Genomic DNA, 25,844 nt, shown 5'->3' on the forward strand with positions numbered 1-25,844 from the left:
TCTCAGTGCGTGAGGATCTTCGAAAGGAAGTCGCGCGCCCGGTCGGTCTGCGCGTTGGTGAAGAACTCGTCGGGGGTGTTCTCCTCGACGATCTGCCCGTCCGCCATGAACACCACGCGGTTGGCGGCGCGGCGGGCGAAACCCATCTCGTGCGTGACGACCACCATGGTCATCCCGTCACGGGCCAGCCCGACCATGACATCGAGCACCTCCTGCACCATCTCGGGGTCCAGTGCCGAGGTCGGCTCGTCGAACAGGATCATCTTAGGGTCCATCGCCAGTGCCCTGGCGATGGCGACCCGCTGCTGCTGGCCGCCCGACAGCTGGGCCGGATATTTGTCCGCCTGTGCCGCGATGCCTACCCGTTCGAGAAGCTCCATCGCACGCTTGTTGGCCGCATCGCGCGCGATGCCGCGCACCTTGATCGGGCCGAGCGTGACGTTCTCCCGGATGGTCTTGTGAGCGAACAGATTGAACGACTGGAAGACCATGCCGACGTCGGAACGCAGCCTCGCCAGGGCCTTGCCCTCCTCGGGCAGCACCTGGCCGTCAAATATGATCTGCCCGTCACTGATCGTCTCCAGCCGGTTGATCGCGCGGCAGAGCGTGGACTTCCCGCCGCCCGACGGGCCGATGACGACCAGAACCTCGCCACGAGAGACGGTCAAGTTGATGTTCTTCAGGACATGCAGCGACCCGAAGTGCTTGTTGACGTTCTCCAGCCGAACCAGTGGAGCGCCGTCGCCGTTCTCCGTCATGGACCAAAACGGTAGAGGGCATTAAGACGCTGGTCACTAACCGGGTGGTACCGATCCGATCACATCGTGCCGTCAAGCTGGACTTTTAGATCGGTACGGGCTGTCTCAAGCCTGACAACGACTACCCTGGAAAGCGCCATGACTGTGACCCAGGAGAGCGCCCGCACCTATGAAGTGCGCACATATGGGTGCCAGATGAACGTCCACGACTCCGAACGGCTCTCCGGCCTGCTGGAGGATGCCGGCTACGTGCCCGCCCCCGACGGCGAGACCGCCGACGTGGTCGTGTTCAACACGTGTGCCGTGCGGGAGAACGCCGACAACCGCCTCTACGGCAACCTCGGCCACCTGCGGCCCGCCAAGGTGAGCAACCCGCGCATGCAGATCGCCGTGGGCGGCTGCCTCGCCCAGAAGGACCAGGGCGAGATCGTCCGCAAGGCGCCATGGGTCGACGTGGTCTTCGGCACCCACAACATCGGCTCGCTGCCGGTGCTGCTGGAGCGCGCCCGCATCGAAGGCGAGGCGCAGGTCGAGCTGAAGGAGTCGCTCGAGGTCTTCCCCTCGACGCTGCCCACCAGGCGCGAGTCCGCCTACGCCGCCTGGGTGGCCGTCTCGGTCGGCTGCAACAACACCTGCACGTTCTGCATCGTCCCCTCCCTGCGCGGCAAGGAGAAGGACCGCCGGCCCGGCGAGATCCTGGCCGAGGTCGAGACCCTCGTCGGCCAGGGCGTCCTCGAGGTCACGCTGCTGGGCCAGAACGTCAACACCTACGGCGTGGAGTTCGGCGACCGGCTGGCCTTCGGCAAGCTGCTGCGCTCGTGCGGCTCCATCGAGGGCCTGGAGCGGGTCCGCTTCACCTCGCCCCACCCCGCCGCGTTCACCGACGACGTGATCGCCGCCATGGCCGAGACGCCCAACGTCATGCACCAGTTGCACATGCCGCTGCAGTCGGGCTCCGACCGGGTGCTGCGCGCGATGCGCCGCTCCTACCGCGCCGAGCGCTACCTCGGCATCATCGAACGCGTGCGCGCCGCCATGCCGGACGCGGCCATCTCGACCGACATCATCGTCGGCTTCCCCGGCGAGACCGAGGAGGACTTCCAGGCCACGCTCGACGTCGTCAGGCAGAGCCGCTTCGCCAACGCCTTCACCTTCCAATACTCCATCCGTCCCGGCACGCCGGCGGCCACCATGGACGACCAGATCCCCAAGGAGGTCGTCCAGGAACGCTACGAGCGGCTGGTGGCCCTCCAGGAGGAGATCTCGTGGGAGGAGAACAAGAAGCAGGTGGGCCGGACGCTCGAGGTGCTGGTAGCCGAGGGTGAGGGGCGCAAGGACGACGCCACCCGCCGGCTGTCCGGCCGTGCGCCCGACAACCGGCTCGTGCACTTCGCCGTGGGCTCGGAGACGCCCCGGCCGGGTGACATGGTGACGGTCGAGGTGACGTACGCGGCCCCGCACCACCTGGTGGCGGACGGGCCCGCATACGAGGTCAGGCGGACGCGGGCGGGCGACGCCTGGGAGTCCCGCCAGGCCGGCCCTTCCACGGGTCCGGGGGTGCTGCTCGGCATGCCCACCGTCGGCCGCCCCGCTCCCACCACCGCCCTGTCGGGCGCCTGCTCGGCCCACTGACCCCGGCGTCAGCGAGTGAGGCGGTCGAGGAAGCTGTAGCAGGGCTGCCGGCGGAAGTCGTCGAACGTGGCGCAGGGGTCGATGCCGCGTGCCGGAGGTGCGGGGACGACCGGGCGCCGGGTCGGCGCGGGCGCGGGGTCGCGGGGAGGCGGCTGAGGAGGCGGCTGCGGAGAGGGCGAGCCCTCCGGGCCGGGCGCCGCGGACCGGACCTGAACGGGTGCCCGTGGCACCGCCGACCGGTCGCGGAAGGGCGGCGGAGGCGCGGCCGTGCGTCCGGGGAAGGGCGCCGGCGAGCCCGGGGGCGCGGTCGCGGCCGGCGGGCCCGTGGCCGGTGACGGGCGGACGGGTCCGAGCGTGCCCCAGGGCGGTGTTCGGGCGCCCGAGGAAGGCGTTCGGGCGCCCCAGGGCGGTGTTCCCGTGATGTCCCAGGGTGGCGGGACGGGTTGGATCCACGGCGGTGCCAACGGCCCCATCACGGCGTCCGCGGTCTGTGCGGACGGTTGCGGGAACGTTCCAGAAAATGGCTCGGAAGATGGGGGCGCGGTCGCACTTTGTGTCATGTTCGACGCCCAGAGTGGCGGTGGAGGTGTTATTGATCTTGAGGAATGCGGAGCTTCCTGATCGAATTCGGCGGAGCTTTGCGGAGACGGTTCTGAGGAGCCGGTGAATGCCAGGAAAATTCCCAGGGTCGCGGTGACGAGTACCCCGGCTGTTCCGGCCAGCGGTGCCAGGTTGGCGCGGCTACCTGGTCTTATGGATCTAAGGGGGGACAAGTCGTGATTCCTTCGTGATTGTTCTGCGAGCATTCCGGTGTTGCGGCTAGTGTGGTCCATCACCCGCGGAAGCCGGTGAGCTTTCCCGATACGACCGCAGGGAGCTGCAGCACCATGCAAGGTTCGCGTGAGCCGGATCACCAGGAGATCCTGGTTGGGCCTGGGGACACCCGCCCGGCTTCGAGAAATGCGCCCCCTGGGCACAAACCCTCGAAGAACAACAAGAAGATCGCCATGATCGTCGCCTCGGTGGCGGTCGCCCTGGTGGCGGCGGCCGGCGGCGGCTACTTCCTGGCGGGAAACCCCGCCGATCCCGCCCAGCCCGGAGGCGCCCAGCCGGGGCCCTCGCAGAGCGTCGGCGGCGACGAAGAACTCCAGGGCGACGACGACGCGACCATGGGTGACGCCAAGACCGACGCTCCTGACGACAACCTGCCGACCGGCGAGGACGACGGCAGCATGGGCGACGCCAGGACGGACAACGACGGCGAGGGCGGCCCCGGCAACCACGACACGGGCTCGACGGGCTCCAACCCGTCCGATGGCACCAAGCAGACCAGCACCGGCAAGAAGCCCGCGACGACGTCCCCGAGCAAGCCTGCGCAGGACGAGGCTGACTCTCCGGCCGACGGCCCGGCGGGCCTGGTCAACGGCCAGTGCGCCACGGGCGGCTGCTGACGGTGTCAGGAAGGGCCGGGGCCGCTCGCCATTGAGCGCCCGGGTGCTCGCGTCCCTCGTCGAGGGCTGGTCGCTCGTTCGGACGCCGGTGAAGTGGCTTGCCGTAATCCGCCGGTATTGGACCTTCGGGTGCTCCGGGGTGCTCCGTAAGGTCGCCGCATGACGACTGACAAGGCGGACGCGCTTCGAGCCCTTCACGTGCCGGGCACTCCGCTGGTCCTGCCCAACGTCTGGGACGCCGCGTCGGCGCGGGCCGTACAGGATGCCGGTTTCCCCGCGGTCGCCACCGGCAGCGCCGCCGTCTCGCGCGTTCTGGGCTACGAGGACGGCGAGGGCACCCCTGCCGAGGAGATGATGGCGGCCGTGGCGCGCGTGGCCAGAGCGGTCGACGTGCCCGTCACCGCCGACGTCGAGCGCGGGTACGCGCTCGAACCGGCCGCGCTCGCCGAGGCGCTGGCGGGCGCCGGAGCCGTCGGGTGCAACCTGGAGGACTCCGTCCCCGGCACCGGCGAGATGGTGGAGACCGGCGTCCAGGCGGACTTCCTCGCCGAGGTGCGCGCCGCCGCGGGCCCTGGCCTGGTGATCAACGCCAGGATCGACCTGTACCTGTACGGCCGCGGCGACCGCGCCGCGGCCGTCGAGCGCGCACGGCGCTATCTGGAGGCGGGAGCCGACTGCGTCTACCCGATCGGCCTGGCGGACGAGGAGGAGATCCGGGCGCTGGCCGGCGAGCTGGGCGGGATGGTCAACATCCTGTTCCGGCCGGGAGGCCCCTCGCCGGCGCGGCTGGCCGAGCTCGGGGTGGCCAGGATCAGCTTCGGCAGCGGGCTGCACCGCGCGTCCGCCGACTACACGCGTGGGCTGCTGGCGAAGGTCAAGGAGGGCCTGAGCCCCTACTGACGGCGGCGCGGCACGGGGATCTTCATCAGGTCGCGGGCGAGCACCACCTCGCCGTCGAAGCTGCGCCGCGCCTCGGCGGCGAAGGCCGGCTCCTCGGCGAACCCGTACCGCTCGGAGAAGTGCGTGAGCACGAGCCTGCGCACCCCCGCGTCGGCCGCCACCATCCCCGCCTCGAACGCCGTCAGGTGCCCGTACTCCTTGGCCAGCGCGCTTTCCGATGACAGGAACGTCGACTCGATCACCAGCAGGTCGGCCCCCGACGCCAGCTCGAAGACGGCGTCGCAGAGCCGGGTGTCCATCACGAAGGCGACGCTCTGCCCCGGCTTGGGCTCGCTGCACTGGTCGATCGTGACACCGCGTACGGAGCCGGTGCGCTGCAGCTCGCCGACCTCGGGGCCGCGGATGCCGTGGGCGGCCAGCCGCGCAGGCAGCATGCGGCGGCCGTCAGCCTCCTGGAGGCGGTAGCCGTAGGACTCGACCGGATGGGACAGGCGGCGCGCGGTCAGCGGGCCGACGGCGGTGAGGTCGCCGTCGAGGGGATGCTCGGAGATGACGGACGTGTCGGCGAAGACGGCGGCGTGGCGGAGCCTGCGCCAGTAGGGTTCGCCGGAGCCGGGGAAGAGCGCCCGCACCGGGTGCCTGACCTTGTCGCGGGCGATGCGCTGCACCACGCCCGGCACGCCGAGGCAGTGGTCGCCGTGGAAGTGCGTGACGCAGAGCCAGTGCACGTCGTGCGCGCTGACTCCGGCGTGCAGCATCTGCCGCTGCGCGCCCTCGCCCGGGTCGAACAGGAAGCCCTGACCGTCCCAGCGCAGGAGGTAGCCATTGTGGTTACGGTGTCGGGTAGGGACCGCGCTGGCGGTGCCCAGCACCACGAGCTCACGTGAGGACATGATGCCCGTCGCCGCAGAGACCGCCGCCTTCGCCGAGGTGCCGACGCCGGTCGGCCTGTTCGTGCTGGCCGTCACCGAGACCGGCCTCGTGGCGTCGGGCTGGGCGTCGGCGCACGGGTCGCGTGCGCGCCTGGCCGACCGGCTCGGCCTGCCTGAGGTTCATGATGCGGATCGTACGGCCTTCGCGGTCGCGGAGCTGAACGCCTACTTCGCCGGCGACCTGAAGGTCTTCGAGACGCCGATCGACTGGCGCCTGATGTCCGGCTCGCGGCTGCGGGTGCTCCAGGCCCTCCACCAGGTCCCGTACGGCACCGCCGTCACCTACGGCGAGCTGGCCCGCCGCAGCGGCTCCAGCGTGCCGGCCCGCGGCATCGGCTCGATCATGGGCTCCAACCCGATCCCGATCTTCGTGCCCTGTCACCGCGTGATCGCGGGCACCGGCCTGGGCGGCTTCAGCGGCGGCGAGGGCGTGGAGACCAAGCGCCGGCTGCTGACCCATGAGGGCTATTTGCAACCGACGCTGCTCGACCTCTAGCAGACTGGTCAGCGTGAGCCAGCAGCCCGTCATCGCCGTCGTCGGCCCCACCGCGGCGGGAAAGTCCGATCTCGCCGTCGACCTCGCGCTCCGGTTGGGGGGCGAGTGCGTCAACGCCGACTCCATGCAGCTCTACCGGGGGATGGACATCGGCACGGCCAAGCTGACCCCGGCCGAGCAGCGCGGGGTTCCCCATCACCTGCTGGACGTCTGGGACGTCACGGTCACGGCCAGCGTGGCCGAATACCAGAAGCTGGCCAGGGCCGTCTTCGACCGCGTCGACGTGCCGGTCCTGGTCGGCGGCAGCGGGCTCTACGTGCGTGCGGCCATCGACGAGCTGGAGTTCCCCGGCACCGACCCGGAGATCAGGGCGAGGCTGGAGGCGGAGCTGGCCGAGCGCGGCGCCGCCGAGCTGTACGAACGGCTGCGAAACCTGGATCCGGCCGCCGCGGCGGCGATCCTGCCCAGCAACGGCCGCCGCATCGTCCGCGCCCTTGAGGTGATCGAGCATTCCGGGCGCCCGTTCTCGGCCACGATGCCCTCCTACGAAGCGGTCTACCCGACCGTGCAGCTCGGGCTCGAGGTGCCGAGGCCGGAGCTGGACGAGCGGATCGCGGTCAGGGTCGAGCGCATGTGGCGGGCGGGGCTGGTCGACGAGGTGCGGGGGCTGCTCGGCGAAGGGCTGGCCGAGGGCCGCACGGCGAGCCGCGCCCTCGGGTACGCCCAGGTCATCCGCTTCCTGGAGGGCGAGTGGAGCGAGGAGCGGGCGATCGCGGAGACCATCCGGCTGACCAGGCGCTTCGCGCGCCGCCAGGAGTCGTGGTTCCGCCGTGATCCGCGGGTGTGCTGGTTCCCCTACGACGCACCGGATCTGCTTGAGCGATCCCTCGATCGGATCGCGGCGAGCCGGTGCGCATAAACTTTCAGAATGCGCTTTCTCAAGGGGCACGGCACCGAGAACGACTTCGTCATCCTGCCTGATCCCGACGGCGAGCTGGACGTCTCAGCCTCGCTCGTCGCGAAGATCTGCGACAGGAGGACAGGCATCGGGGCCGACGGTGTGCTCAGGGTCGCGCGCACCAAGCAGAGCCACGAGGTGGCCGAGCAGGCGTCGGCGGCCGAATGGTTCATGGACTACCGCAACGCCGACGGCAGCGTGGCGGAGATGTGCGGCAACGGCGTGCGCGTGTTCGCCCGCTACCTGATCGACGCCGGGCTGGTGGAGCACGCGGAGTTCGCCGTGGCCACCCGTGGCGGCCTGCGCAAGGTTCGCGTCGAGCCGAACGGCGACGTCACGGTCGACATGGGCCGGCCCGTCGTCCACGGCGAAAGCGTGGCCACCGTCGGCTCACACGAATACACCGGCCTGTACATCGACATGGGCAACCCGCACCTGGCCTGCGCCATCGGCGATCCCGTCGCCCAGCTCGACCTCGCCCACCAGCCGGGCTTCGACACGGGGGTCTTCCCCGGCGGCGTCAACATCGAGCTGTTCAACCCGGTGGGCACCAGCCGCGCGGTGATGCGCGTGTTCGAGCGCGGCTCCGGTGAGACCCGGTCGTGCGGCACCGGAGCGGTTGCCACGGCCGTCGCCGCCGCGAGCCTGTCGGGCGACAGCACGGGCACCTGGACGGTCGAGGTGGTCGGCGGCACGCTGACCGTCATCCTCGACGAGGACACCAGCTACCTTTCCGGTCCTGCGGTCATCGTGGCGAGTGGCGAACTGATGCTTGCAGAATGATGTTCTCTTGAGGAATGCTGGGTTCACTTCGCGAACTGAGAGGTGGACATGGCGGACCCACGCACGACCGCGACACAGGTCAGGGCCCCGATCGGCCAGTTCGGCGGCGGTTTCACGATCTCCAGAGAGGCCAAGGCCGTCTGCGACGAGTACGCCCTCGGCCCCCGCGAGCTGTACTTCCGCGGCCGCTGCGGCGTGCTCGGCGAGTGCGACGCCGACGTGGTCAGCGCGGTCGTCGTCTTCTTCCCGCCCGAGCACGTCGAAGAGAGCTGGAACGGCGGCCGCAAGGTGGCCACTGAGCAGGCCGTCGAGCTCTACGCCGAGGTGTGCAGGGCCTGGGGACGGCGCAAGCTGGGCGGCCACGACGGCTGCGCCAGGATCGCCGAGCTGCTCCAGCGGGTCGTCGAGGAGGCCTCGCCCGTCGGCGCGCCGCTGTTCGCGGGCTGGCGGGCGGTGCCGCTGCCCGACGACCCACCGGCGCGTGCCGTGCAGCTCATGCACGTCGTACGCGAGCTGCGCGGCGGACTGCACGCCAACGCCGTGATCGCGGCAGGCCTCGACCCTCTGGAGGCGACGCTCGCCGCCGGCCACGACTCGACCCCGCTCGGGCGCACGACGGGGGAGCAGATCGCCCGGTTCTTCACCTGGCCGGAGCCCTACCCGCAGCCCGGCCCCGACGTGGTCGAGCGGCGCGCCGCCGTGGAGGAGACGACCGACGATCTCATGGCACGCGCCTTTTCGGTCCTGAGCGACAGTGAATCGGACGAGCTGATCGGGCTTCTGCGTTTTGGGGACGCTCGTTGACCTGGCAGACTGGCTGCCCATGGACGTGGACATCTGGGCCTGGGTCGGCGAAACCCAGCAGCAGCTTTCTGAGGCGGGCAACGTTGGCCTCGCCATGGCGCTGGGAGACCTTCCCGCACAGGCCTATGAGGGCCGTAACCCGCAGCTCGACGTCATGGCTCCGGCCATCGCGCAGCAGGCAGAGGCCCTGGAGCTGCCCTGGCTCGAGTTCTACGCCCGCTACTGGCACCTGATCGGCCGCATCGGCGACCGGGCGCAGGGCGCGGTCGCCATCGACGACGCCCAGCAGCTGCTCGAGTTCGCTCAGCGCGAAGACGTGCGCGAGTGCCCGGCCGTTCCGGCGGCGGTCGAGGCGATGGCCGTCGCATGGGCCAACGCCGACGGCCCCGGCCACGCCGCCGAGCGGCTCGAGTTGCTGGGCGCGCAGATCGAGGCGCTGACCCCGGAGAAGCCCGCCTTCACCGGGCTCGTCACGCAACATGTCGCCGCGCTCACCGACGCGGGCCGGCCGGGCGAGGCCGTGACCTATGCCGAGTCGGCCGTCGAGCGGCTGACGGTCGCCGGTCGCGAGGCGAGCTGGGAGCTCGGCGCCGAGAGCGCCCGCGCGCTGCTCGCCGCCGGCCGCGCCGAGGACGCGCTGCAGGCGTTGCAGGCCGCATCGGAGTTCCAGCCGGACGACCCGGTGGCCAAGGAGCACCGCGACGGCGTGCGCAGGGCGCTCATCCTGGCCACGCTCGGTCGCATCGCCGAAGCCGTCGACGCGCTGCCCGACCTCGACGTGGTGGGCGAGCACCCGCGGGTGTTCGTCGAGTGGTCGCAGGCCGTCAGCAAGCTGGCCGGTTCCGCCCAGATCACCAACACCTGGCAGCTGGGCCGCGTGCTGCGCCAGTGGATCGACTACTTCAGCATGATGGGCGGCTACCGCGCCCGCGTCGAGCTCGCGCTGGTCGCGGGCGAGCTGGCCATCGCCAGGCAGGGTGTCTGGCAGGCCAGGCTGCTGGCCGACCTCGCCGAGTCGGGAGTCGCCGAGTTGCGCGAGAGCGAGGGGCTCGCCGAGCGCATCGCCGCCCTGCGGGCCACCGCCGACGCCACGGGCGAGCCCGAGCCGCCCGGCCCGCTGCAGGAGCGGGTCGGCCTCTTCGACGCCGCCGACGGCTTCAACGCCGACCCGGAGAAGTGGGTGGGCTGGCTGGCCCCGCTGTCCGGGCAGGACCTCGAGGCCACCCGCCGCCACACGACCACGGCCGGCTTCCTGGGCTACCCCGCCACCGGCGCCGACATCTACTGGAAGATGCTGGTCGACTCCGGTGACATCGCCACCGCCGACTCCGACGACGTGGCCTACCTCACCACGCTGCTCATCGAGGCCCGCCAGGATGAGCGGCTGGAGCAGATGGCCGCGATGTTGCCGCACGACGCCCAATACCTCGCGCTCGCCAGGCTGCACAGCGCCCGCGAGCGCTGGCCCGAGACGCTCGAAGCGGCCGAGCACGCCGTGGCGGCCGGCGCCGGGCTCGAGGCCCGCCGCCTGCTGTCGGGCGCTGCCCAGCAGCTCGACCAGAACGACCGGGCGGCCGGGGTGCTGCACGAAGTGCTCGACGAGCTCGTCGACGAAGACGTCTGGCGCATGATCGTCATGGCCACCGCCGCCGAGAACTGGGAGATCGTGCACAAGGGCGCGGCCAAGATCGGCATGCCGATCAACTCCAAGGAAGGCCCGATCGAGGAGGAGATGGGCCTCATCAGGGTCATCCTGCCCGCCCCCGACGGTGGCCAGCGCCAGGTCCTGTCGATCCGCACCGGCCCGGCCACCGCCAGGCTGGCGCTGCCCCAGCCGCGCGGCATGGACTACAACGCCGGCGACCTGGTCGTCTTCGACCCGCAGCTGCTGGAGCCGGTGCCCGAAGACCCCGAGGAGCAGCAGAACTTCGTGCCGCCCTTCGCCGCGGTGAGCATCCTGCGGCCCGGCGGCTACACCAGCTACTTCTTCGACGGCGCTGCGCCGAGCGAGGAGGACTGGGCGGAGTTCACCGAGGTCATGGCCGAGCGTGGCTGGCCGATGTGGGTCTACAGCGACGAAAACTACACCGTCTCCCACCCGTCCTCGGGCGAGCGGCTGCCCGGGGTGTTCGGCTGGGTCGCGGTGCCGCCCGACGTGTCGCCCAACGAGGTCGACGCCCTGCTCGACGACGCCACCGAGCGGTGGGTGCACCCGCTGGCCTGGCTCGACCTGGCCCGCGAGATCGACGTCGAGGTCGAGCGGCACGAGCGCATCGTCAAGGAATACGGCCTGTAAGGCTCCCGGGCCGACCGGAAGGACGAAGACCGACGTGCTGGAGCGCTTCCGGCTCGACGGCAAGGTGGCCATCGTCACCGGCGCCTCCGCCGGGCTGGGCGTCGCCTTCGCCCGGGGCCTGGCCGAGGCGGGCGCCGACGTCGTGGTCGCCGCCCGGCGCGCCGAGCGGCTGGAGCAGACCCGGCGGCTGGTCGAGGAGACCGGCCGCCGGTGCCTGGCCGTGCCGGCCGACGTGTCGCGGCCGGAAGACTGCGACGCCGTCGTGGCCGCCGCCGTCGAGGCCATGGGCGGCGTCGACGTGCTGATCAACAACGCCGGCGTCGGCACGGCCGTGCCCGCGCTGCGCGAGACCCCGCAGGAGTTCCGGCGGGTCATCGACGTCAACCTGCACGGCACCTACTGGATGGCGCAGGCGTGCGCGCGGGTGATGCGGCCCGGCTCGTCGATCGTCAACATCGGCAGCGTGCTCGGCGAGACCACGGCAGGGCTGCCGCAGGCCGCCTACAGCGCGTCCAAGGCGGCGGTGACCGGGCTGACGCGCGACCTCGCGCAGCAGTGGACCGGTCGCCGCGGCATCAGGGTCAACTGCCTGGAGCCGGGGTTCTTCGCCTCCGAGATGACCGAGCAGTACAAACCCGGTTATCTGGAGCGGATGGTGGAGTCGCGGGTGGTCATGGACCGCGCCGGCGACCCGGCCGAGCTGGTGGCCGCCGCGGTCTTCCTGGCGAGCGACGCGGCCTCGTACATCACCGGGGTGACGCTGCCGGTGGACGGCGGGATCCTGCTCACTTAGGCCTCGCCACGAGCGGCGGGTCCAGCTGTGGACGGCGGGATCGCCAGGTGGGCTCCGTCACGACGAGCGCGCGGCGGGGGTCGCTCAGTCGGGGCCCGCCACGAGCAGGTCGTGGCGGGCGGCGAGGAAGCCCGCGTGGAAGCGGGTCCTGGCGCCCAGCCGCTCGCACAACACCTGCACACGGCGCTGCACCGTACGCGGGCTCAACCCCAGCTGCCTGGCGATGGCGTCGTCCTTCATCCCGGCCGCGAGCAGGGCCAGCACTTCGGCGTCGGGGGCCTGCGGCCACATCTCGGGCTCCAGCGCCTCGGCGGAGGTCAGGCGGAGCGGCACGGCGGCCCGCCACAACGTCTCGAACAGCCCCACCAGAGCGTCGAGCAGCGCGGACGGGTGCACCACGAGGGCACTCTCCACGGCTCGGTCATCGTCGGAGACCAGGGGCAGGATGGCGGTGCGGGCGTCGGCGACGGCCAGCTTGACCGGCACCTGGCCGAGCCTGGCCTGCTCGCCGTCGGCGATGGCGCGGCGCGTGTGGGCGAGCATGCCGGGGTGCTCGAACGCCAGCGGGCTGTAGATGCCGCGGGTGGGTGCTCCCTGGCGGGCCGCCCGCTGCCGGTTCTCCTGGTCGTCGCTGATGTCGACCGCGTACGGGGGATGCACGAGCACGAGCATCTCCCGGGTGGCGTTGCGTTCGAGCTGCAGATAGCGGCGGGCCACGGCGTCGCGCCCGGTCACCACCTCCAGGACCTCCTCGGGCTGCGGCCCGCTGCGCTCGGCGACCTCGGTGGCCAGCAGCGCGGCGGCGGCCCTGCTGTGGGCGATCTCCTCCTGGCGGCGGGCGACGAGGATGTCGATGGCGACGTTCGGGGGAGTGGCGACGAGTCTCAGCGGGCGGCCCGCGACGCGGGAGATCAGCCCGAGGTCCTCCAGCCTGGGTAACATGCGGCGGATGGCGGCGGGGGACGACCCTGTTTCCGCGGCGAGCCGGCTCAACGTGGCGGGGCCGTGCCGGAGCAGGGCGCGGTAGGCCGTCTCCTCGGCGACGGTGACGCCGAGCCCTTCCAGCAAGCGCCGCTGCGCCATGTCGCCCTCACCCCCAAGATCCCCACAAGCGTAAGGTGGGCCGCGTTCAGCGGTCCACCTCAGGCTGCGGTGTCCGGGTTTCGGGGGGCGGGTTGGCAGTGTTCCGGAAAGCCGCTCTTGTTCCAGAGGTACGCATGGGCCTATGTTCGGTTGCGTAGTGCGGTGCGTGTTGCGTATTAAGGAACAACCGGAGGCGCCATGAGTGGACCCCGTTTGGTGATCGTGGGGGCGGGAATCGTGGGGTGCGCTCTCGCCGACGAGTTCACCGAGCGGGGGTGGAGCGACGTCACCGTGCTCGACCAGGGCCCGCTCTTCGCCGCCGGCGGCTCCAGCTCCCACGCGCCCGGCCTGGTCTTCCAGACCAACCCGTCCAAGACGATGACCGAGTTCGCCTCCTACACCGTGCGCAAGTACACCGCGCTGGGGGAGAGTTGTTTCCGCCAGGTCGGCGGCCTGGAGGTGGCCACCACCCCGGAACGCTGGGCCGACCTGCACCGCAAGCACGGCTGGGCCGAGTCGTGGGGCGTCGGGGGAGAGCTGGTCGACGCCGGGCGGTGCGCGGAGTTGTGGCCGCTGCTGGACAAGGACAGGGTGCTCGGCGGTTTCCACGTGCCGGGCGACGGCCTGGCGGGGGCGGTCGCCTGCGGGCAGGCGCAGGCGGAGCGGGCCACGGAGCGCGGGGCCACGTTCCTGCCCGGCCACACGGTGGTGGGCGTCGAGCAGCGGGGCGGCCGGGTGAGCGGCGTCTCGGTCGTGACCTCGGACGGGCACCGGACGATCCCCGCCGACGTGGTGGTGTGCGCGGCGGGTTTCTGGGGCCCCTCGATCGGCGCGATGGCGGGGCTGACCGTGCCGTTGTTGCCGCTGGCCCACCAGTACGCCAAGTCGGGCCCCCTCGCCCCCCAGCCGGAGGGCCCCATCCTCCGCCACCAGGACCGCGACCTCTACTTCCGGCAGCACGGTGACCGCATCGGCATCGGCTCCTACGCCCACAGGCCCATGCCGGTCACCCAGGAGGAGATCGGCCCCCGGTCGACCACGATGCCGTCGGTGCAGGCGTTCACCGAGGAGGACTTCGACCCCGTCTGGCGCGACGCTGTCGAGCTGCTGCCCGCGCTGGCCGAGACGAAGTACGAGGAGGGCATCAACGGCGTCTTCTCCTTCACGCCCGACGGGTTCCCGCTGATCGGCGAGGCGCCTCACCTCGAAGGTTTCTGGCTGGCCGAGGCCGTCTGGGTGACCCACTCGGCGGGGGTGGCGCGAGCGGTGGCCGAGGTGCTCGTGGACGAACGCTCGCCGGTCGACCTGCACGAGTGCGAGCTGGGCAGGTTCGAGCAGGCGCAGCTGTCGCCGGCGTTCATCGAGGAGCGGGGAAAGCAGAACTTCGTCGAGGTCTACGACGTCATCCACCCGCTGCAGCCGATGGAGTCGCCGCGGCCTTTGCGCACCAGCCCGTTCTACCCGCGCCAGCGCGAACTGGGCGGGTTCTTCCTGGAGGCGGCGGGGTGGGAGCGGCCGCACTGGTTCGAGGCCAACGCGCCGCTGCTGGAAGACCTCGTACGCGGCACGGATGAACACGACGGCGAGGTGCCGGTCGAGCCGTTCATCGGGGCCGAGCAGCGGGACGAGTGGGCCGGTCGCTACTGGTCGCCGATCGCCGCCGCGGAGTCGTACGCGACCAGGGAGCGGGTCGCGCTCTACGACATGACGCCGCTCAAGCGCGTCGAGGTCAGCGGGCCGGGGGCGGCGGCGTTCCTGCAGCGCATGACGACGAACAACGTGGACAAGAAGCCCGGCTCGGTCACCTACGCCCTGCTGCTGGACATCAAGGGCGGCATCAGGTCCGACCTCACGGTGGCGCGGCTGGACGAGGAGACCTTCCAGGTCGGCGCGAACGGCAACCTCGACCTCGAGTGGCTGACCCGGCACGCGCCCGGAGGGGTGCGGGTGCGCGACCTGACGCCCGGCACGTGCTGCGTGGGCGTGTGGGGCCCGCAGGCCAGGGAGCTGGTGCAGGGGCTCACCGACATGGATCTGTCGCACGAGAACTTCCGCTACTTCAGCTGCCGGTCCGGATACGTCGGTCAGGTGCCGGTGCTCGCGATGCGCGTCTCCTACGTGGGCGAGCTGGGCTGGGAGCTCTACACCACCGCCGACATGGGGCTCAAGTTGTGGGACACGCTCTGGTCGCCCGGGGTGACGACCGCCGGCGGGCGGGCCGCGTTCAACAGCCTGCGGCTGGAGAAGGGCTACCGGCTCTGGGGCGTCGACATGACCACCGAGCACAACCCGTACGAGGCGGGGCTGGCCTTCGCCGTCAGGACGGACAAGGACTTCGTCGGCCGGGACGCGCTGACGACCGACGTCACGCGCAGACTGGTGCCGCTGCTCAGCACCGAGGTGGTGATGGGCAAGGAGCCCGTACGGCATGAGGGCCGCACGGTCGGGTACGTCACGAGCGCGGCGTACGGGCACACCATCCAGCGGCCCATCGCGTACGCCTGGCTGCCTGCCGAGATCGCCGAACCAGGGACACAAGTGGATATTTCCTACTTCGGCCGCCGCGTCCCCGCGGAGGTCGCGAAGGAACCCCTGTTCGACCCCGGGATGGAGAAGATCAGACGTTGACCCACCCCGACTTCCTCTGGCGCAATCCGGAGCCCAAGTCCGCCTACGACGTCGTCATCGTGGGAGGCGGCGGTCACGGCCTGGCCACCGCCTACTACCTGGCGAAGAACCACGGCCTGACCAACGTCGCCGTCCTGGAGCGCAGCTGGCTGGCCGGCGGCAACATGGCCCGCAACACCACGATCATCCGCTCCAACTACCTGTGGGACGAGAGCGCCGCCATCTACGAGCACTCGCTCAAGCTGTGGGAGGGGCTGAGGGACGAGCTGGACTACGACCTGCAGTTCAGCCAGCGCGGCGTGCTCAACCTGGCGCACAACCTGGGCGACGTGCGCGAGGGCCGGCGCCGGGTGAACGCCAACCGGCTCAACGGCGTGGACGCCGAGTGGCTCGACGCTGACGAGGTCAAGAAGTTCTGCCCGATCATCAACGTCAGCGACCGGGCCCGCTATCCCGTCATGGGCGCGACCCTGCAGCGGCGCGGCGGCATCGCCAAGCACGACCACGTGGCCTGGGCCCTGGCCCGCCAGGCCGACGCGTACGGCGTCGACCTCATCCAGGGTTGCGAGGTCACCGGCTTCGAGATCACCGGCGGCCGGGTCACGGCCGTCGAGACCTCGCGCGGGCGCATCGCGGCGGGGAAGGTCGCGCTGGCGGCTGCCGGGCACACCTCCGTGCTCGCCGAGCGGGCCGGGATCCGCCTGCCGCTGCAGTCGCACCCGCTGCAGGCGCTGGTGTCGGAGCTGCTGGAGCCGGTGCTCGACTGCGTGGTCATGTCGAACGCCGTCCACGTGTACGTCAGCCAGGCGCACAAGGGCGAGCTGGTCATGGGGGCGGGCATCGACGCGTACAACTCCTACGGGCAGCGCGGCGGCGTGCACGTCATCGAGGCGCAGATGGCGGCGGCCCTGGAGCTGTTCCCGATCTTCAGCAGGGTGCGCGTCCTGCGCACCTGGGCCGGGATCGTCGACGTCTCCCCTGACGCCTCGCCCATCATCGGGCCGACCCCCGTCGACGGCCTCTACATCAACGCGGGCTGGGGCACCGGCGGCTTCAAGGCGACCCCCGGCTCCGGCTGGGTCTACGCCCACACGCTGGCCCACGACCGGCCGCATCCGCTGGCGGAGCCGTTCGCGCTCGACAGGTTCACCACGGGGGCGCTCATCGACGAGCACGGCGCGGCGGCGGTGGCGCACTGATGTTGCTGATCGACTGCCCCAGCTGCGGGCCTCGCGACGAGAACGAGTTCCGCTACGGCGGCCAGGCCGGCATCGCCTGCCCCACCGGCGACATGACGGACGAACGGTGGGCCGCGTACGTGTTCATGCGCGACAACTCCAAGGGCTGGTTCCACGAGCGCTGGTTCCACGTGCACGGCTGCCGGACCTGGTTCACGGTCGAACGCCACACGGTCACCCACGAGATCAGGAAGCCACGATGAGGTTCACGTTCGACGGCCGCCCGATGACGGGCGAGCCGGGTGACACGCTGGCCGCGGCGCTGCTGCGCAACGGGGTGCGGGTGGTCGGCCGCAGCGTCGATCTGGGCCGTCCGCGCGGGATCTTCAGCGCGGGTCCCGAGGAGCCGAACGCGCTGGTCCGCGTGGGCGCCGACCCGATGCTGGCGGCCACCACCGTGGAGCTCCACGACGGGCTGGAGGCGCAGAGCCTGCGCGGCAGGGGCCGGGTCGATCTCGACGCGGTGGACGAGCGCCGCTGCGACAAGGGTTACCTGCACTGTGACGTGCTGGTGGTCGGCGGCGGGCCGGCCGGGCTGGCCGCGACCGTCGCGGCGGGACGGTCGGGGGCGCGGGTGATCCTCGTGGACGACCAGCCAAGGCTCGGCGGTGACCTGCTGAACAGCCGCCTGCTCCTGGACGGCGCTCCCGCGCTCGACTGGGTGGCCGGCCTCGACCTGCCCGCCAGGGTGCTCACCAGGACGACGGCCGTCGGCTACTACGACCACAATTACGTGCTCGCCGTGGAGCGGCGGGCTCGGGGCGAGCGGCTGTGGCACATCAGGGCGCGGCGCGTGGTGCTGGCCACGGGCGCGCACGAGCGCTCGCTCGCCTTCCCCGGCAACGACCGGCCCGGTGTGATGCTGGCCGCCTCCGCCCGGGCCTACGCCAACCGTTACGGCGTGCGCGCCGGACGGCGTGCGGTGGTGTTCGCCTGCGCCGACTCCGGCTACGAGGCGGCCGATGACCTCATGGCGGCCGGGGTCGACGTGCTCGCCGTCGTGGACCCGCGCCCTTCGGGGCTGCCCGCGGACGTGGAGGTGCTCGCCGGCCAGGTGGTGACGGGCACGACCGCGGACGCCGAGGGCGTGCTCACCGGCGTCCAGGCGGGCGCCCGCCACTTCGACGCCGACCTGCTGGCCGTCGCCGGCGGCTGGAACCCGGCCGTGCACCTGTTCAGCCAGTCGGGCGGCCGGACCAGGTTCGACGAGGAGCTCGCGGCCTTCGTGCCCGGCACGTCGGCGCAGGCCGAACGGTCGGCGGGAGCCTGCGCGGGCCTGTACGGCACCCGCGAGGCCATCGCCGACGGCTACGCCGCGGGAGCGGAGGCCGCCGGGCGCAGCGAACCTGGGCTGAGGGTGCCGGAGTGCGACGAACGGTCCCTGCGGCGGCCGGCGGCCCTCTGGCTCGTCGAGAGAGCCCCGGGCAGCGAGCCCGCCTTCGCGGACCTGCACCGGGACGTGACCGTGGCCGACCTCGCCAGGGCCACGGGCACCGGGATGCGCTCGATGGAGCACGTCAAGCGCTACACCACCGCGGGCACCGGCGCCGACCAGGGCAAGACCTCGGGCGCGGTCGTGGTCGGCGTCATGTCCGCGCTGCTCGGCGCCGCCCCCGGCCAGGTCGGTACGACCACGTTCCGGCCGCCGTACACGCCCGTGTCCTTCGCCACCCTCGCGGGACGCGACCGCGGCGCGCTGTCCGACCCCGTCAGGACCACCGCGTCGCACGACGCGCACGTCGCGCGCGGGGCCGTGTTCGAGGACGTCGGCCAGTGGAAACGCCCGTGCTACTTCCCCCAGGACGGCGAGGACATGGAGGCCGCCGTGCGACGCGAGTGCCACGCGGCCCGCACCGCCGTCGCCGCCATGGACGCCTCCACCCTGGGCAAGATCGACATCAGGGGCGCGGACGCCGGCGAGTTCCTCGACCGCGTCTACACGAACATGTACTCCACGCTCGCCGTCGGCGCCTGCCGCTATGGAGTGATGTGCGGGGCCGACGGGATGGTGTTCGACGACGGCACCACGACCAGGATCGCCGACGACCACTACCTGATGACCACGACCACGGGCAACGCCGCCGCGGTGCTCGACTGGCTGGAGGAGTGGCGGCAGACGGAGTGGCCGGACCTGGACGTGTCGTTCACCTCGGTCACCGACCACTGGGCGACGGTCGCCGTCGTCGGCCCCCGCGCCCGCGAGGTCATCGCGGCGGTCGCGCCCGAGGCGGTCGAGCTGGCGTTCATGCGGTACGCGAGCGTGCCCGTGCTGGGCGTGGCGGGCCGGGTCTTCAGGATCAGCTTCTCCGGCGAGCTGGCCTACGAGGTCAACGTGCCGTGGCGGTACGGCAGGGCGCTGTGGGAGGCGGTGCTGGAGCTCGGCGCGGTGCCGTACGGGACCGAGACCATGCACGTGCTACGGGCGGAGAAGGGGTTCGCGATCGTCGGCCAGGAGACCGACGGGACCGTGACCCCGCAGGACCTCGGCATGGGATGGATCGTCTCCAAGCGCAAACCGGACTTCGTCGGCAAACGCTCCCACGCCCGGCCGGACACCGCGCGCCAGGACCGCAAGCGCCTGGTCGGCCTGCTCGCCGACGATCCGGCGGTCCTCGTGGAGGAGGGCGCCCAGCTGACCGCCGCGGGCGTGGCGCCGATGCTCGGCCACGTCACCTCCAGCTACCGCAGCGCCGCGCTCGGCCGCACGTTCAGCCTGGCCATGGCCAGGAACGTGACCCCGGGCGACCGGCTCACGGCGGTGTCGGGGAACGTGGCGCACCCGGTGACCGTCGTGGAGCCCGTCTTCTACGACCCGGACAACGCCCGCCGCGACGGCGACCCCCTGGCGGACGCGCCCGGCCCGTACGTGGGGGAGTGCCGGTCGGAGAGCCCCGCCGCCGCCTTCGCCGCCCGCTTCGAGGCCGCGAGCACCCCGCGGGTTCGCCTGCGTGAGGTGCCGTACGAGCCGATGTGGGAGGTGCGCGGCGCGGACCCGGGCACGGGCCTGCGGCTGGGTCCTGACTGGTGGCTGGTGACCGGGGACGTCCCGCCACGCCCCGGCTGGGTGGACGTGTCGGGCCAGCGTACGGTCCTGGAGCTCGCCGGGCCCGCCGCCCACGACGTGCTCATCACCGGCTGCCCGATCGACCTGGACCCGTCGGTCTTCCCCGGGCACGCCCAGACCCTGCTGGCCAGGACGTCGGTGATCCTGGAACGGCGTTCGCCCGAAACGTACCGAATCTACGTCAGATCATCTTTCGCGAGATACCTGGCAGAGTGGCTGATCGATGCCCTGGAGGCTTCGTAGATCCGTTGATGGGCACTTCTATCCCTAGACTTTACGAAAACCAGGTCTTAGGGGTGTGCGGTGCGGGTTCGGGAATTTGTGGCCGGTCTGGCCATGTCAGGGATGCTGGCCGGCTGTGGCGGGCTGACCGTACAGTCGGCGGGCGGGGACGTCGAGAAGCCGGACTCTGCCTCGGTGTCGGAGGCCCGCGACAAGCTGGCGGAGCTCGACGTCAAGGGCCGCGCCCCGAAGACCGGTTTCGACCGCGACGAGTTCGGCCCCGCCTGGTCCGACGTCGACCACAACGGCTGCGACACCCGTAACGACATCCTCAAACGCGACCTGGAGGGCGAGACCTTCAAGCCCGGCACCCACGACTGCGTCGTCCTGACCGGCACGCTCGACGACCCGTTCAGCGGCAAGACCATCGAGTTCGAGCGTGGCCAGGACACCAGCTCGAAAGTCCAGATCGACCACCTGGTGCCGCTGTCGGACGCCTGGCAGAAGGGCGCGCAGCAGTGGTCGAAGGACAAGCGCAAGGAGTTCGCCAACGACCCGCTCAACCTGCTGGCCGTCGACGGACCGCTGAACGGGCAGAAGAGCGACTCCGACGCCGCCACCTGGTTGCCGCCGCGCAAGGCGTACCGGTGCGCCTATGTCAGCCGGCAGATCGACGTGAAGGCGAAGTACGACGTCTGGGTGACCAAGGCGGAGAAGCAGGCCATGGAGACCGTCCTCGACGGCTGCTGACCCTGTACGCAGAGTCATGATGTGCGTAAGATCCGTGAGCATGCGTGTGACCAGACGGATTCAAGTGATGACAGCGCTCACCGCGCGCGCCCCCGCGATCACCGTGGCACCCGCGCACGCCAGGGCGGTCAACCTCGTCGTGCTCGACTGGAACATCCACGGCGAGAGCGCCGACATCCAGGCCATCGCCTCCTGATCCACCAGAGCGGCGTTTTGCTGGCGAGCAGCAGTAGCGTTTGTCGGTCAGTTTGGACAGCGCTCGAGGGCTGATCGGGCCTGGAATGTCGGTGAGAAGTAGCACGAGCCAGCACGCCGGGTGCAGGGGCTCTGGGCGCAAGCGCGTGCGGCTCCCGGACGCCATCGTTATCTGGGGAGCTGTCAGGCGAATCTGGTGGTCAGTCGCATGAAGGTCGTAAAGGCATGTTGGGCTGTGACTCCCACTTATAGATGTCGGCTCCCGGATTTGTTGGCGGCTGGGGCGGTGGAGGTCACGCTGCGGCTCGTGTCGATCGTCCTCGCCACGCCTGGTGCGACGGAACTGGTCACAAGCCGTCCGTCGGCCGGGAACGGGTGTTCTCGCCGATGGCAGTGTCGTTGAGCCGGTCGCCAAGGCGTTGGAAGCGCTGCTGAGCAGCTTGAGGGCTTTCGAGGGCGAGGGCGTCGGCGAGCTGCCGCCAGGTCAGTCCAGCCTTGCGGGCGACAGCGATGGCGTTGTACTCCATGTTGTCGATGCTGCGCCGGATGGGGACCACCATCTGGAGCGCGTCGGTCAAGTCTTCCTGCCTGACCTCGGGGACGCCGGTGTCGGTGCCACGGGAGGCGTCGAGGACCAACCGCAGCAGCTCCGTGGCGGGTACTCGGGGGCCGGTTGGAAACTCCCCCTGCTGGCGCCGGTGTTCGTCAGTGCCGAAACGGTCGATCAGCCGGGCGCGGGCCGCGTGTGCGGCGACGTGACGCCTGTGGCGATCACGAGAGGTGTCGATGTTCATATCAATAGAACATGCCTTCAACGATAAGTTGTCAACAGATTATTGATAGCGACCCTTCTTTCTCGCCGGCGACAGACCTGGCTGACTTCTCTTCTAGTCGCCAGCTATGGTTGGTGGCCGCATAGGCGACGTCGGGCCCTCAGGTCAGGAGGCCCAGCGTTTCGGGCGTTTCCCAGGCCGTCAGATGCCGGTCGGGGTCAGTTTCCTGCTGCGCGCACTGGTTAATCAGCTCGCGCCAGGCGGGGCCGGCGCCGTCCCAAAACAACTCGTCCTCACCCCGGAGGGCAACGCCCTCCGTGAACGGCTCCTCGAACTCCTTGTCCAGGACTCACCACTGGCCGGCCTCACCACGCAGCAGCAGCGCGCTCTTCAGGACCTGCTCGAACAAGCCCTCAGCCGTTGACGATCGTGGGCCCGCTCGGTCGGAGTCCCGCCCGTATCGGTGGCCCGCCGCGAGAGTGCGTGGGGCGCCCGTGCGCTCACCCGGAACCGTGCCGGCGTACGGCCGCGATGCCCACCGTCTGCGCGATGTGCGCTATCCCCGGAGAACGGTGACGTGGCGGCCGGACGGTGTGGTCGCCTGTTCGAAGGAACCGCGATCCTTCCACGGCGGGGCCTCGGGGCGCCGGTCGAAGATCACCAGTACGCCGGTGGTGAGGCTGAGCCGGTCGAGATACCCGTCGAGCTGGGCGAGGCCGTCGGGCAGCGGGTCGTCCTTGCCGGCGCGCCAGACCTTCAGCTCCATGGCCTCCCGTTGCATCCGTCGTTCGCCGTCCGGACCCGGGTAGGGCCAGCGGATCAGGACGTCGAGGCGTCTGGTGCCGGCGGCGTACTCGCGGTCGAGGTGGCCGCCGCCGTTGACCAGGCGATGCAGGAAGGCCATGAGGATGATCTGGCAGGCGGCTTCGTGGTAGCCCTCCTGCCGGATGAGGACTTCGCCGTGCTCGCGCCAGAACACGACGAACTCCCGCAGCAGGCGCGCCAGGTCGAACCGGCCGTCCGGCAGGACGAAGCTGCGCGGGTCGGCCTTGACGAACCGCTCCGTACGATCGCCCAGGACCCGCAGCAGGACCTCCCGGTAGATCGGGTTGGCGATCTCCAGGTCCCTGGGCCCCCGGATGAGGCCCAGATCGTGAACGTAGGAGACGTCATCGTCGAAAGACGTGTCCGTGCCCGGCCACGTTCCCGCCACGATCGGTTCGATCACTCGTTCCACCCGTGGTTCGTACAGGCGCGCCACGAGGGCGTCCAGGTGGGTGGCGCGCGCCCGGATCAGCCGCTCCTTGGCCTCGTCCACGCGGTCGGCGGTGATGGTGCCGGTCACCCTCATCTCGAAGGTGATCTCGTGGGCGAGGGCGTTGACCAGCCACGGCTGGCCCTGCGTCAGCTCGAACACCCGCTCCACCGCGTCCTTGGCGAACTCCTGGCCGGTGGCCTGCGTGTGCTGGCCGTACAGCTCGGCGATCTGGCCGGCGGTGAAGTCGCCCAGGCGCAGCGACTTGGTGACGATGTTGAACGGGCTGGTGGGAGTGCACCGGTTCGGGTCGGCACCCACAGCGGTCCTGTAGTCACGGATGTCGCGTAGCCCGCACAGGATCACGGACGTGGGGAACGGGTGCCCATCGGGCCGGGCGTTGTGACCGTCACGGAGCTGGCAGAGGAAGCTGATCAGGCTGTCGCCCTGCAGGGCGTCGATCTCGTCGAAGAGCAGCACCACCCGGCGCGGACAGCGACGGCACCACTCGCTCAGCGCGACATCGATGCGGCTGCCCGGCGTGGCCTGCGGCCAGGGGTCAGGCGGGAGCAGTTCGTCCGGCCAGCCCGACCGCTCGGCGGCCGCGCGGATCGAATCCAGCAGCATCGACTCTCCCCAGCCCACGTCGTCGCGGGCCACCTTGGCGCGCTCGCAGGAGAACACCAGAGCCGCGACATCGCCTTCGGCCGTCAACTCGGACGCCAGAGTGCGCAGCGCGGTGGTCTTGCCGGTCTGCCGGGGCGCGTGGACCACGAAGTAGCGGTCCATGTCGATCAGCGCTCGCGCCTCGGGAAGCCGAGGTGTGGGCGGCAGCATGTAGTGCCGCTGGGGGTCGCACGGGCCCGCGGTGTTGAAAGATCTCGCTCGGGGTGGACGCATGGTCACATACTGTCATCGCTCCTGGTCCTGGGTGCGGGATTCCGGATCGCCGAGCCGCGTTCACCGATGAGCGGCCAGCACGGCCGCGAGGCCTTCTCGCAGGTCCTTGACGAAATATTCTGGGACCTCCAGCGACGGGAAATGCCCCCCGCTTTCGGGCGACCTCCATCGGACGATGTGCCGGTACCGCTCCTGCGCCCAGGGGCGCGGATACTTCTCGATGTCGCGAGGATACATAGTGATGGCTGACGGGACGTCGACCCGAAGTTCGGGGTCGAGCGAGTTGTGGCTCTCGTAGTAAATGCGGGCCGACGATGCGCCGGTCCGCGTCAGCCAATACAGGGTGACGTTGTCAAGAACGCGGTCTCTGGAAATCGTCTCGAACGGGCTGTCTTCGGTATCTGTCCACTCGGCGAACTTGTCAAGGATCCAGGCAAGAAGTCCGACCGGTGAGTCGACGAGCGAGTAGCCGATGGTCTGCGGTCGGGTCGCCTGCTGCTTCGCGTACGCCGCGCGGTGGCGCCAGAAATCGCGGGTTTCCTCGGTCCACCTGCGCTCGACCGCCGTGAGCCCGTCCGTGGTCAACCCGGGCGGCGCCTCCGCGAACGTTGTGTGGATGCCGAGAACGTGCGCCGGGAACCTGCCGCCGAGAACCGTGGTGATATTCCCGCCCCAGTCGCCGCCGTGGGCCAGGAACGTGCTGTAGCCGAGCCTTCCCATCAGTTCCACCCATGCGGCCGCGATCTTTTCGGTTCCCCACCCGGTGGTGGCCGGTTTGTCGCTGTAACCGAAGCCTGGCAGCGACGGGACCACGACGTGGAACGCCGGCGCGTCCGCATCTTTCGGATCTGCCAGCTCGTCCACTACGTCGATGAACTCGGCAATGCTGCCCGGCCAGCCGTGCGTCAAAATCAGAGGAGTGGCATCCGCGCGCGCGGATCGGCGGTGCAGGAAATGGATTCCCAGATCGTCAATGGTCGTGCGGAACTGGCCGATCCGGTTGAGGCGCTCTTCGAACGACCGCCAGTCGTACCCGGTGCGCCAGTAGTTCACGACATCGACGAGGTCGGCGAGCGGAACGCCCTGTTCCCATCGGCGAGGATCGGGCGCGGCGCGGTGGACCGTCTCGGCTTCCGGTAGCCGCGCCGCGGCCAGTCGCGCGCGCAGATCGTCGAGGTCGGCGTCGGTTGCGTGGGCTTCACATGCTTGCACGTCGCTGGTCGGGCGGGGCATGAGACCTCCTGGCCATCGCGGAACCGGCTGCGAACCGGCTAAGACGGTTCTAACATGCCTTCGTGCAGCGTGCAACCTGCTAAGGTGGTTCCATGCGTGCTGGGTTCCCTGCCTTCCGCCTCGGCAACGTGCTGGCGACCAGCTTCACGGGGACTCTGTCGGAGCGTCATGGCAAGGCCGTGGAGCGCATTCCCACGCCGCACCGGCTCATCGACTGGCTGGCGGTGAACGGCCTCGCCGTGGACTCCTGCACCACGGCCCAGCTCGACCTCGCTCGGGAACTGAGGGAGTCGATTCACGCCGCCGCTACAGCGGCCGCGATCCAGGACGCTCTCCCCGCGTCCGCTGTCCACGTCATCAATGACCGCAGCGCTCAGGGGCGGGCCGCGGCTGTCCTGACGCCCGAGGGTAAGCGGCGATGGCGGCTCAGCTCGGCTTCCCGCGTGGAAGATGCCCTCAGCGTGATCGCCGCCGACGCGATCAGCATCATCGCAGGTGAGCGAGACGGAAAACTGGCCTTGTGCGCATCGCCGACCTGCCAGGCCGCCTTCTTCGACACCAGCCAAAGTCGCACCCGCAAATGGTGTGACATGAACACGTGCGGGAATCGCCAGAAGAAGGCACGCTTCATTGCCAACCAGCGCAAAAACCCTGAACCAGCGGAGTGATCGTCACCTCGTCTTGGGCGAAGGAGGGCGGC

At 70.5% G+C, this 25,844-nt stretch carries 23 protein-coding genes; 17 read left to right on the forward strand and 6 right to left on the reverse strand.

The genetic code is table 11. From position 1 onward, the window contains the following. Positions 1-2: 2 nt before the first annotated feature. Entirely contained in the window at positions 3-758 is a 756-nt protein-coding gene (locus ABGB01_RS01170) for an amino acid ABC transporter ATP-binding protein (protein ID WP_347769319.1), read from the reverse strand. Between the two features lie 138 nt (positions 759-896). Here ABGB01_RS01170 and miaB point away from each other — a divergent pair, with 138 nt between their 5' ends. The 3 genes from miaB to ABGB01_RS01185 all read left to right on the forward strand — a co-directional run bounded on the left by miaB (position 897) and on the right by ABGB01_RS01185 (position 4,741). Then, entirely contained in the window at positions 897-2,390 is a 1,494-nt protein-coding gene (miaB, locus tag ABGB01_RS01175; RefSeq protein ID WP_347769321.1) for a tRNA (N6-isopentenyl adenosine(37)-C2)-methylthiotransferase MiaB, read from the forward strand. 1,007 nt (positions 2,391-3,397) lie between these two features. After that, entirely contained in the window at positions 3,398-3,841 is a 444-nt protein-coding gene (locus tag ABGB01_RS01180) for a hypothetical protein (protein WP_347769323.1), read from the forward strand. Positions 3,842-4,000: 159 nt separating this feature from the next. Further along, positions 4,001-4,741, forward strand: a complete 741-nt coding sequence (locus ABGB01_RS01185; RefSeq protein WP_347769325.1) for an isocitrate lyase/phosphoenolpyruvate mutase family protein — start codon at positions 4,001-4,003, stop codon at positions 4,739-4,741. Here the strand turns inward: ABGB01_RS01185 and ABGB01_RS01190 are convergent. After that, the gene (locus ABGB01_RS01190; protein ID WP_347769327.1) at positions 4,735-5,634 is read right to left on the reverse strand and encodes a ribonuclease Z; all 900 of its coding nucleotides are present in this window, start codon (positions 5,632-5,634) and stop codon (positions 4,735-4,737) included. The genes ABGB01_RS01185 and ABGB01_RS01190 overlap by 7 nt on opposite strands. On the opposite strand from ABGB01_RS01190, the gene ABGB01_RS01195 reads away from it, so the two are divergent. The 6 genes from ABGB01_RS01195 to ABGB01_RS01220 are packed head-to-tail and all read left to right on the forward strand — an operon-like array spanning position 5,633 to position 11,803. Next, entirely contained in the window at positions 5,633-6,169 is a 537-nt protein-coding gene (locus ABGB01_RS01195) for a methylated-DNA--[protein]-cysteine S-methyltransferase (RefSeq protein WP_347769329.1), read from the forward strand. The two genes, ABGB01_RS01190 and ABGB01_RS01195, sit on opposite strands and share 2 nt — an antisense overlap. 13 nt (positions 6,170-6,182) lie before the next feature. Next, on the forward strand, positions 6,183-7,088 hold the full coding sequence (gene miaA / locus ABGB01_RS01200; RefSeq protein ID WP_347769331.1) for a tRNA (adenosine(37)-N6)-dimethylallyltransferase MiaA: 906 nt from the start codon (positions 6,183-6,185) through the stop codon (positions 7,086-7,088). Positions 7,089-7,097: 9 nt separating this feature from the next. Next, a complete protein-coding gene (gene dapF / locus ABGB01_RS01205) occupies positions 7,098-7,910 on the forward strand; it encodes a diaminopimelate epimerase (protein ID WP_347769333.1) in 813 nt (270 codons plus the stop codon). 48 nt (positions 7,911-7,958) lie between these two features. Beyond that, positions 7,959-8,714 carry a hypothetical protein gene (locus tag ABGB01_RS01210; protein ID WP_347769335.1) on the forward strand — a complete coding sequence of 252 codons (756 nt, stop codon included), beginning with the start codon at positions 7,959-7,961 and terminating at the stop codon, positions 8,712-8,714. Between the two features lie 19 nt (positions 8,715-8,733). Next, positions 8,734-11,010, forward strand: a complete 2,277-nt coding sequence (locus ABGB01_RS01215; RefSeq protein ID WP_347769337.1) for a tetratricopeptide repeat protein — start codon at positions 8,734-8,736, stop codon at positions 11,008-11,010. Between the two features lie 34 nt (positions 11,011-11,044). Beyond that, positions 11,045-11,803: a glucose 1-dehydrogenase gene (locus ABGB01_RS01220; protein ID WP_347769339.1), complete on the forward strand. Its 759-nt coding sequence runs from the start codon at positions 11,045-11,047 to the stop codon at positions 11,801-11,803. Between the two features lie 84 nt (positions 11,804-11,887). Here ABGB01_RS01220 and ABGB01_RS01225 read toward each other — a convergent pair whose 3' ends face one another. Further along, a complete protein-coding gene (locus ABGB01_RS01225; RefSeq protein ID WP_347769341.1) occupies positions 11,888-12,886 on the reverse strand; it encodes a helix-turn-helix domain-containing protein in 999 nt (332 codons plus the stop codon). A 198-nt stretch (positions 12,887-13,084) separates the two neighbouring features. Here ABGB01_RS01225 and ABGB01_RS01230 point away from each other — a divergent pair, with 198 nt between their 5' ends. From ABGB01_RS01230 to ABGB01_RS01255, 6 genes are all read left to right on the forward strand, one after another. After that, positions 13,085-15,514, forward strand: coding sequence for an FAD-dependent oxidoreductase (locus ABGB01_RS01230; protein WP_347769343.1), 2,430 nt, complete (start codon positions 13,085-13,087; stop codon positions 15,512-15,514). Next, positions 15,511-16,713 (forward strand): sarcosine oxidase subunit beta family protein, encoded by a 1,203-nt coding sequence (locus ABGB01_RS01235; RefSeq protein WP_347769345.1) that lies wholly within the window; start codon positions 15,511-15,513, stop codon positions 16,711-16,713. Before ABGB01_RS01230 ends, ABGB01_RS01235 begins: the two co-directional genes overlap by 4 nt. Continuing rightward, positions 16,713-16,955, forward strand: coding sequence for a sarcosine oxidase subunit delta (locus ABGB01_RS01240; RefSeq protein WP_347769347.1), 243 nt, complete (start codon positions 16,713-16,715; stop codon positions 16,953-16,955). Before ABGB01_RS01235 ends, ABGB01_RS01240 begins: the two co-directional genes overlap by 1 nt. Continuing rightward, a complete protein-coding gene (locus ABGB01_RS01245; protein WP_347769349.1) occupies positions 16,952-20,059 on the forward strand; it encodes a 2Fe-2S iron-sulfur cluster-binding protein in 3,108 nt (1,035 codons plus the stop codon). The genes ABGB01_RS01240 and ABGB01_RS01245 overlap by 4 nt, the downstream gene beginning before the upstream one ends. Before the next feature lie 93 nt (positions 20,060-20,152). Further along, positions 20,153-20,788 (forward strand): HNH endonuclease family protein, encoded by a 636-nt coding sequence (locus ABGB01_RS01250; RefSeq protein WP_347769351.1) that lies wholly within the window; start codon positions 20,153-20,155, stop codon positions 20,786-20,788. A gap of 67 nt (positions 20,789-20,855) precedes the next feature. Next, the gene (locus ABGB01_RS01255) at positions 20,856-20,984 is read left to right on the forward strand and encodes a hypothetical protein (protein WP_347769353.1); all 129 of its coding nucleotides are present in this window, start codon (positions 20,856-20,858) and stop codon (positions 20,982-20,984) included. A 346-nt stretch (positions 20,985-21,330) separates the two neighbouring features. Here ABGB01_RS01255 and ABGB01_RS01260 read toward each other — a convergent pair whose 3' ends face one another. Then, positions 21,331-21,777, reverse strand: a complete 447-nt coding sequence (locus ABGB01_RS01260) for a hypothetical protein (RefSeq protein ID WP_347769355.1) — start codon at positions 21,775-21,777, stop codon at positions 21,331-21,333. A gap of 184 nt (positions 21,778-21,961) precedes the next feature. Between ABGB01_RS01260 and ABGB01_RS01265 the strand changes: the two genes are divergently transcribed. Next, complete coding sequence (locus ABGB01_RS01265) at positions 21,962-22,180, forward strand: hypothetical protein (RefSeq protein WP_347769357.1); 219 nt, start codon at positions 21,962-21,964, stop codon at positions 22,178-22,180. A gap of 132 nt (positions 22,181-22,312) precedes the next feature. Here ABGB01_RS01265 and ABGB01_RS01270 read toward each other — a convergent pair whose 3' ends face one another. Beyond that, a complete protein-coding gene (locus ABGB01_RS01270) occupies positions 22,313-23,911 on the reverse strand; it encodes an AAA family ATPase (RefSeq protein ID WP_347769359.1) in 1,599 nt (532 codons plus the stop codon). Between the two features lie 60 nt (positions 23,912-23,971). Next, positions 23,972-25,144 carry an epoxide hydrolase gene (locus ABGB01_RS01275; protein WP_347769361.1) on the reverse strand — a complete coding sequence of 391 codons (1,173 nt, stop codon included), beginning with the start codon at positions 25,142-25,144 and terminating at the stop codon, positions 23,972-23,974. A 92-nt stretch (positions 25,145-25,236) separates the two neighbouring features. Between ABGB01_RS01275 and ABGB01_RS01280 the strand changes: the two genes are divergently transcribed. After that, positions 25,237-25,812 (forward strand): CGNR zinc finger domain-containing protein, encoded by a 576-nt coding sequence (locus ABGB01_RS01280; RefSeq protein ID WP_347769363.1) that lies wholly within the window; start codon positions 25,237-25,239, stop codon positions 25,810-25,812. Positions 25,813-25,844: the final 32 nt, after the last annotated feature.

The organism is Nonomuraea sp. B5E05 (genome assembly GCF_039880665.1).
Classification (GTDB): Bacteria; Actinomycetota; Actinomycetes; order Streptosporangiales; family Streptosporangiaceae; genus Nonomuraea.

What these genes read in the sequence shown, in the direction of transcription:
- ABGB01_RS01170 (WP_347769319.1), bottom strand. Translation starts at nt 758, where the DNA reads ATGACGGAGAACGGCGACGGCGCTCCACTGGTTCGGCTGGAGAACGTC.
- miaB (WP_347769321.1), top strand. Translation starts at nt 897, where the DNA reads ATGACTGTGACCCAGGAGAGCGCCCGCACCTATGAAGTGCGCACATAT.
- ABGB01_RS01180 (WP_347769323.1), top strand. Translation starts at nt 3,398, where the DNA reads ATGATCGTCGCCTCGGTGGCGGTCGCCCTGGTGGCGGCGGCCGGCGGC.
- ABGB01_RS01185 (WP_347769325.1), top strand. Translation starts at nt 4,001, where the DNA reads ATGACGACTGACAAGGCGGACGCGCTTCGAGCCCTTCACGTGCCGGGC.
- ABGB01_RS01195 (WP_347769329.1), top strand. Translation starts at nt 5,633, where the DNA reads ATGATGCCCGTCGCCGCAGAGACCGCCGCCTTCGCCGAGGTGCCGACG.
- ABGB01_RS01190 (WP_347769327.1), bottom strand. Translation starts at nt 5,634, where the DNA reads ATGTCCTCACGTGAGCTCGTGGTGCTGGGCACCGCCAGCGCGGTCCCT.
- dapF (WP_347769333.1), top strand. Translation starts at nt 7,098, where the DNA reads ATGCGCTTTCTCAAGGGGCACGGCACCGAGAACGACTTCGTCATCCTG.
- ABGB01_RS01210 (WP_347769335.1), top strand. Translation starts at nt 7,959, where the DNA reads ATGGCGGACCCACGCACGACCGCGACACAGGTCAGGGCCCCGATCGGC.
- ABGB01_RS01215 (WP_347769337.1), top strand. Translation starts at nt 8,734, where the DNA reads ATGGACGTGGACATCTGGGCCTGGGTCGGCGAAACCCAGCAGCAGCTT.
- ABGB01_RS01225 (WP_347769341.1), bottom strand. Translation starts at nt 12,886, where the DNA reads ATGGCGCAGCGGCGCTTGCTGGAAGGGCTCGGCGTCACCGTCGCCGAG.
- ABGB01_RS01230 (WP_347769343.1), top strand. Translation starts at nt 13,085, where the DNA reads ATGAGTGGACCCCGTTTGGTGATCGTGGGGGCGGGAATCGTGGGGTGC.
- ABGB01_RS01240 (WP_347769347.1), top strand. Translation starts at nt 16,713, where the DNA reads ATGTTGCTGATCGACTGCCCCAGCTGCGGGCCTCGCGACGAGAACGAG.
- ABGB01_RS01245 (WP_347769349.1), top strand. Translation starts at nt 16,952, where the DNA reads ATGAGGTTCACGTTCGACGGCCGCCCGATGACGGGCGAGCCGGGTGAC.
- ABGB01_RS01250 (WP_347769351.1), top strand. Translation starts at nt 20,153, where the DNA reads ATGTCAGGGATGCTGGCCGGCTGTGGCGGGCTGACCGTACAGTCGGCG.
- ABGB01_RS01255 (WP_347769353.1), top strand. Translation starts at nt 20,856, where the DNA reads ATGACAGCGCTCACCGCGCGCGCCCCCGCGATCACCGTGGCACCCGCG.
- ABGB01_RS01260 (WP_347769355.1), bottom strand. Translation starts at nt 21,777, where the DNA reads ATGAACATCGACACCTCTCGTGATCGCCACAGGCGTCACGTCGCCGCA.
- ABGB01_RS01265 (WP_347769357.1), top strand. Translation starts at nt 21,962, where the DNA reads ATGCCGGTCGGGGTCAGTTTCCTGCTGCGCGCACTGGTTAATCAGCTC.
- ABGB01_RS01270 (WP_347769359.1), bottom strand. Translation starts at nt 23,911, where the DNA reads ATGCGTCCACCCCGAGCGAGATCTTTCAACACCGCGGGCCCGTGCGAC.
- ABGB01_RS01275 (WP_347769361.1), bottom strand. Translation starts at nt 25,144, where the DNA reads ATGCCCCGCCCGACCAGCGACGTGCAAGCATGTGAAGCCCACGCAACC.
- ABGB01_RS01280 (WP_347769363.1), top strand. Translation starts at nt 25,237, where the DNA reads ATGCGTGCTGGGTTCCCTGCCTTCCGCCTCGGCAACGTGCTGGCGACC.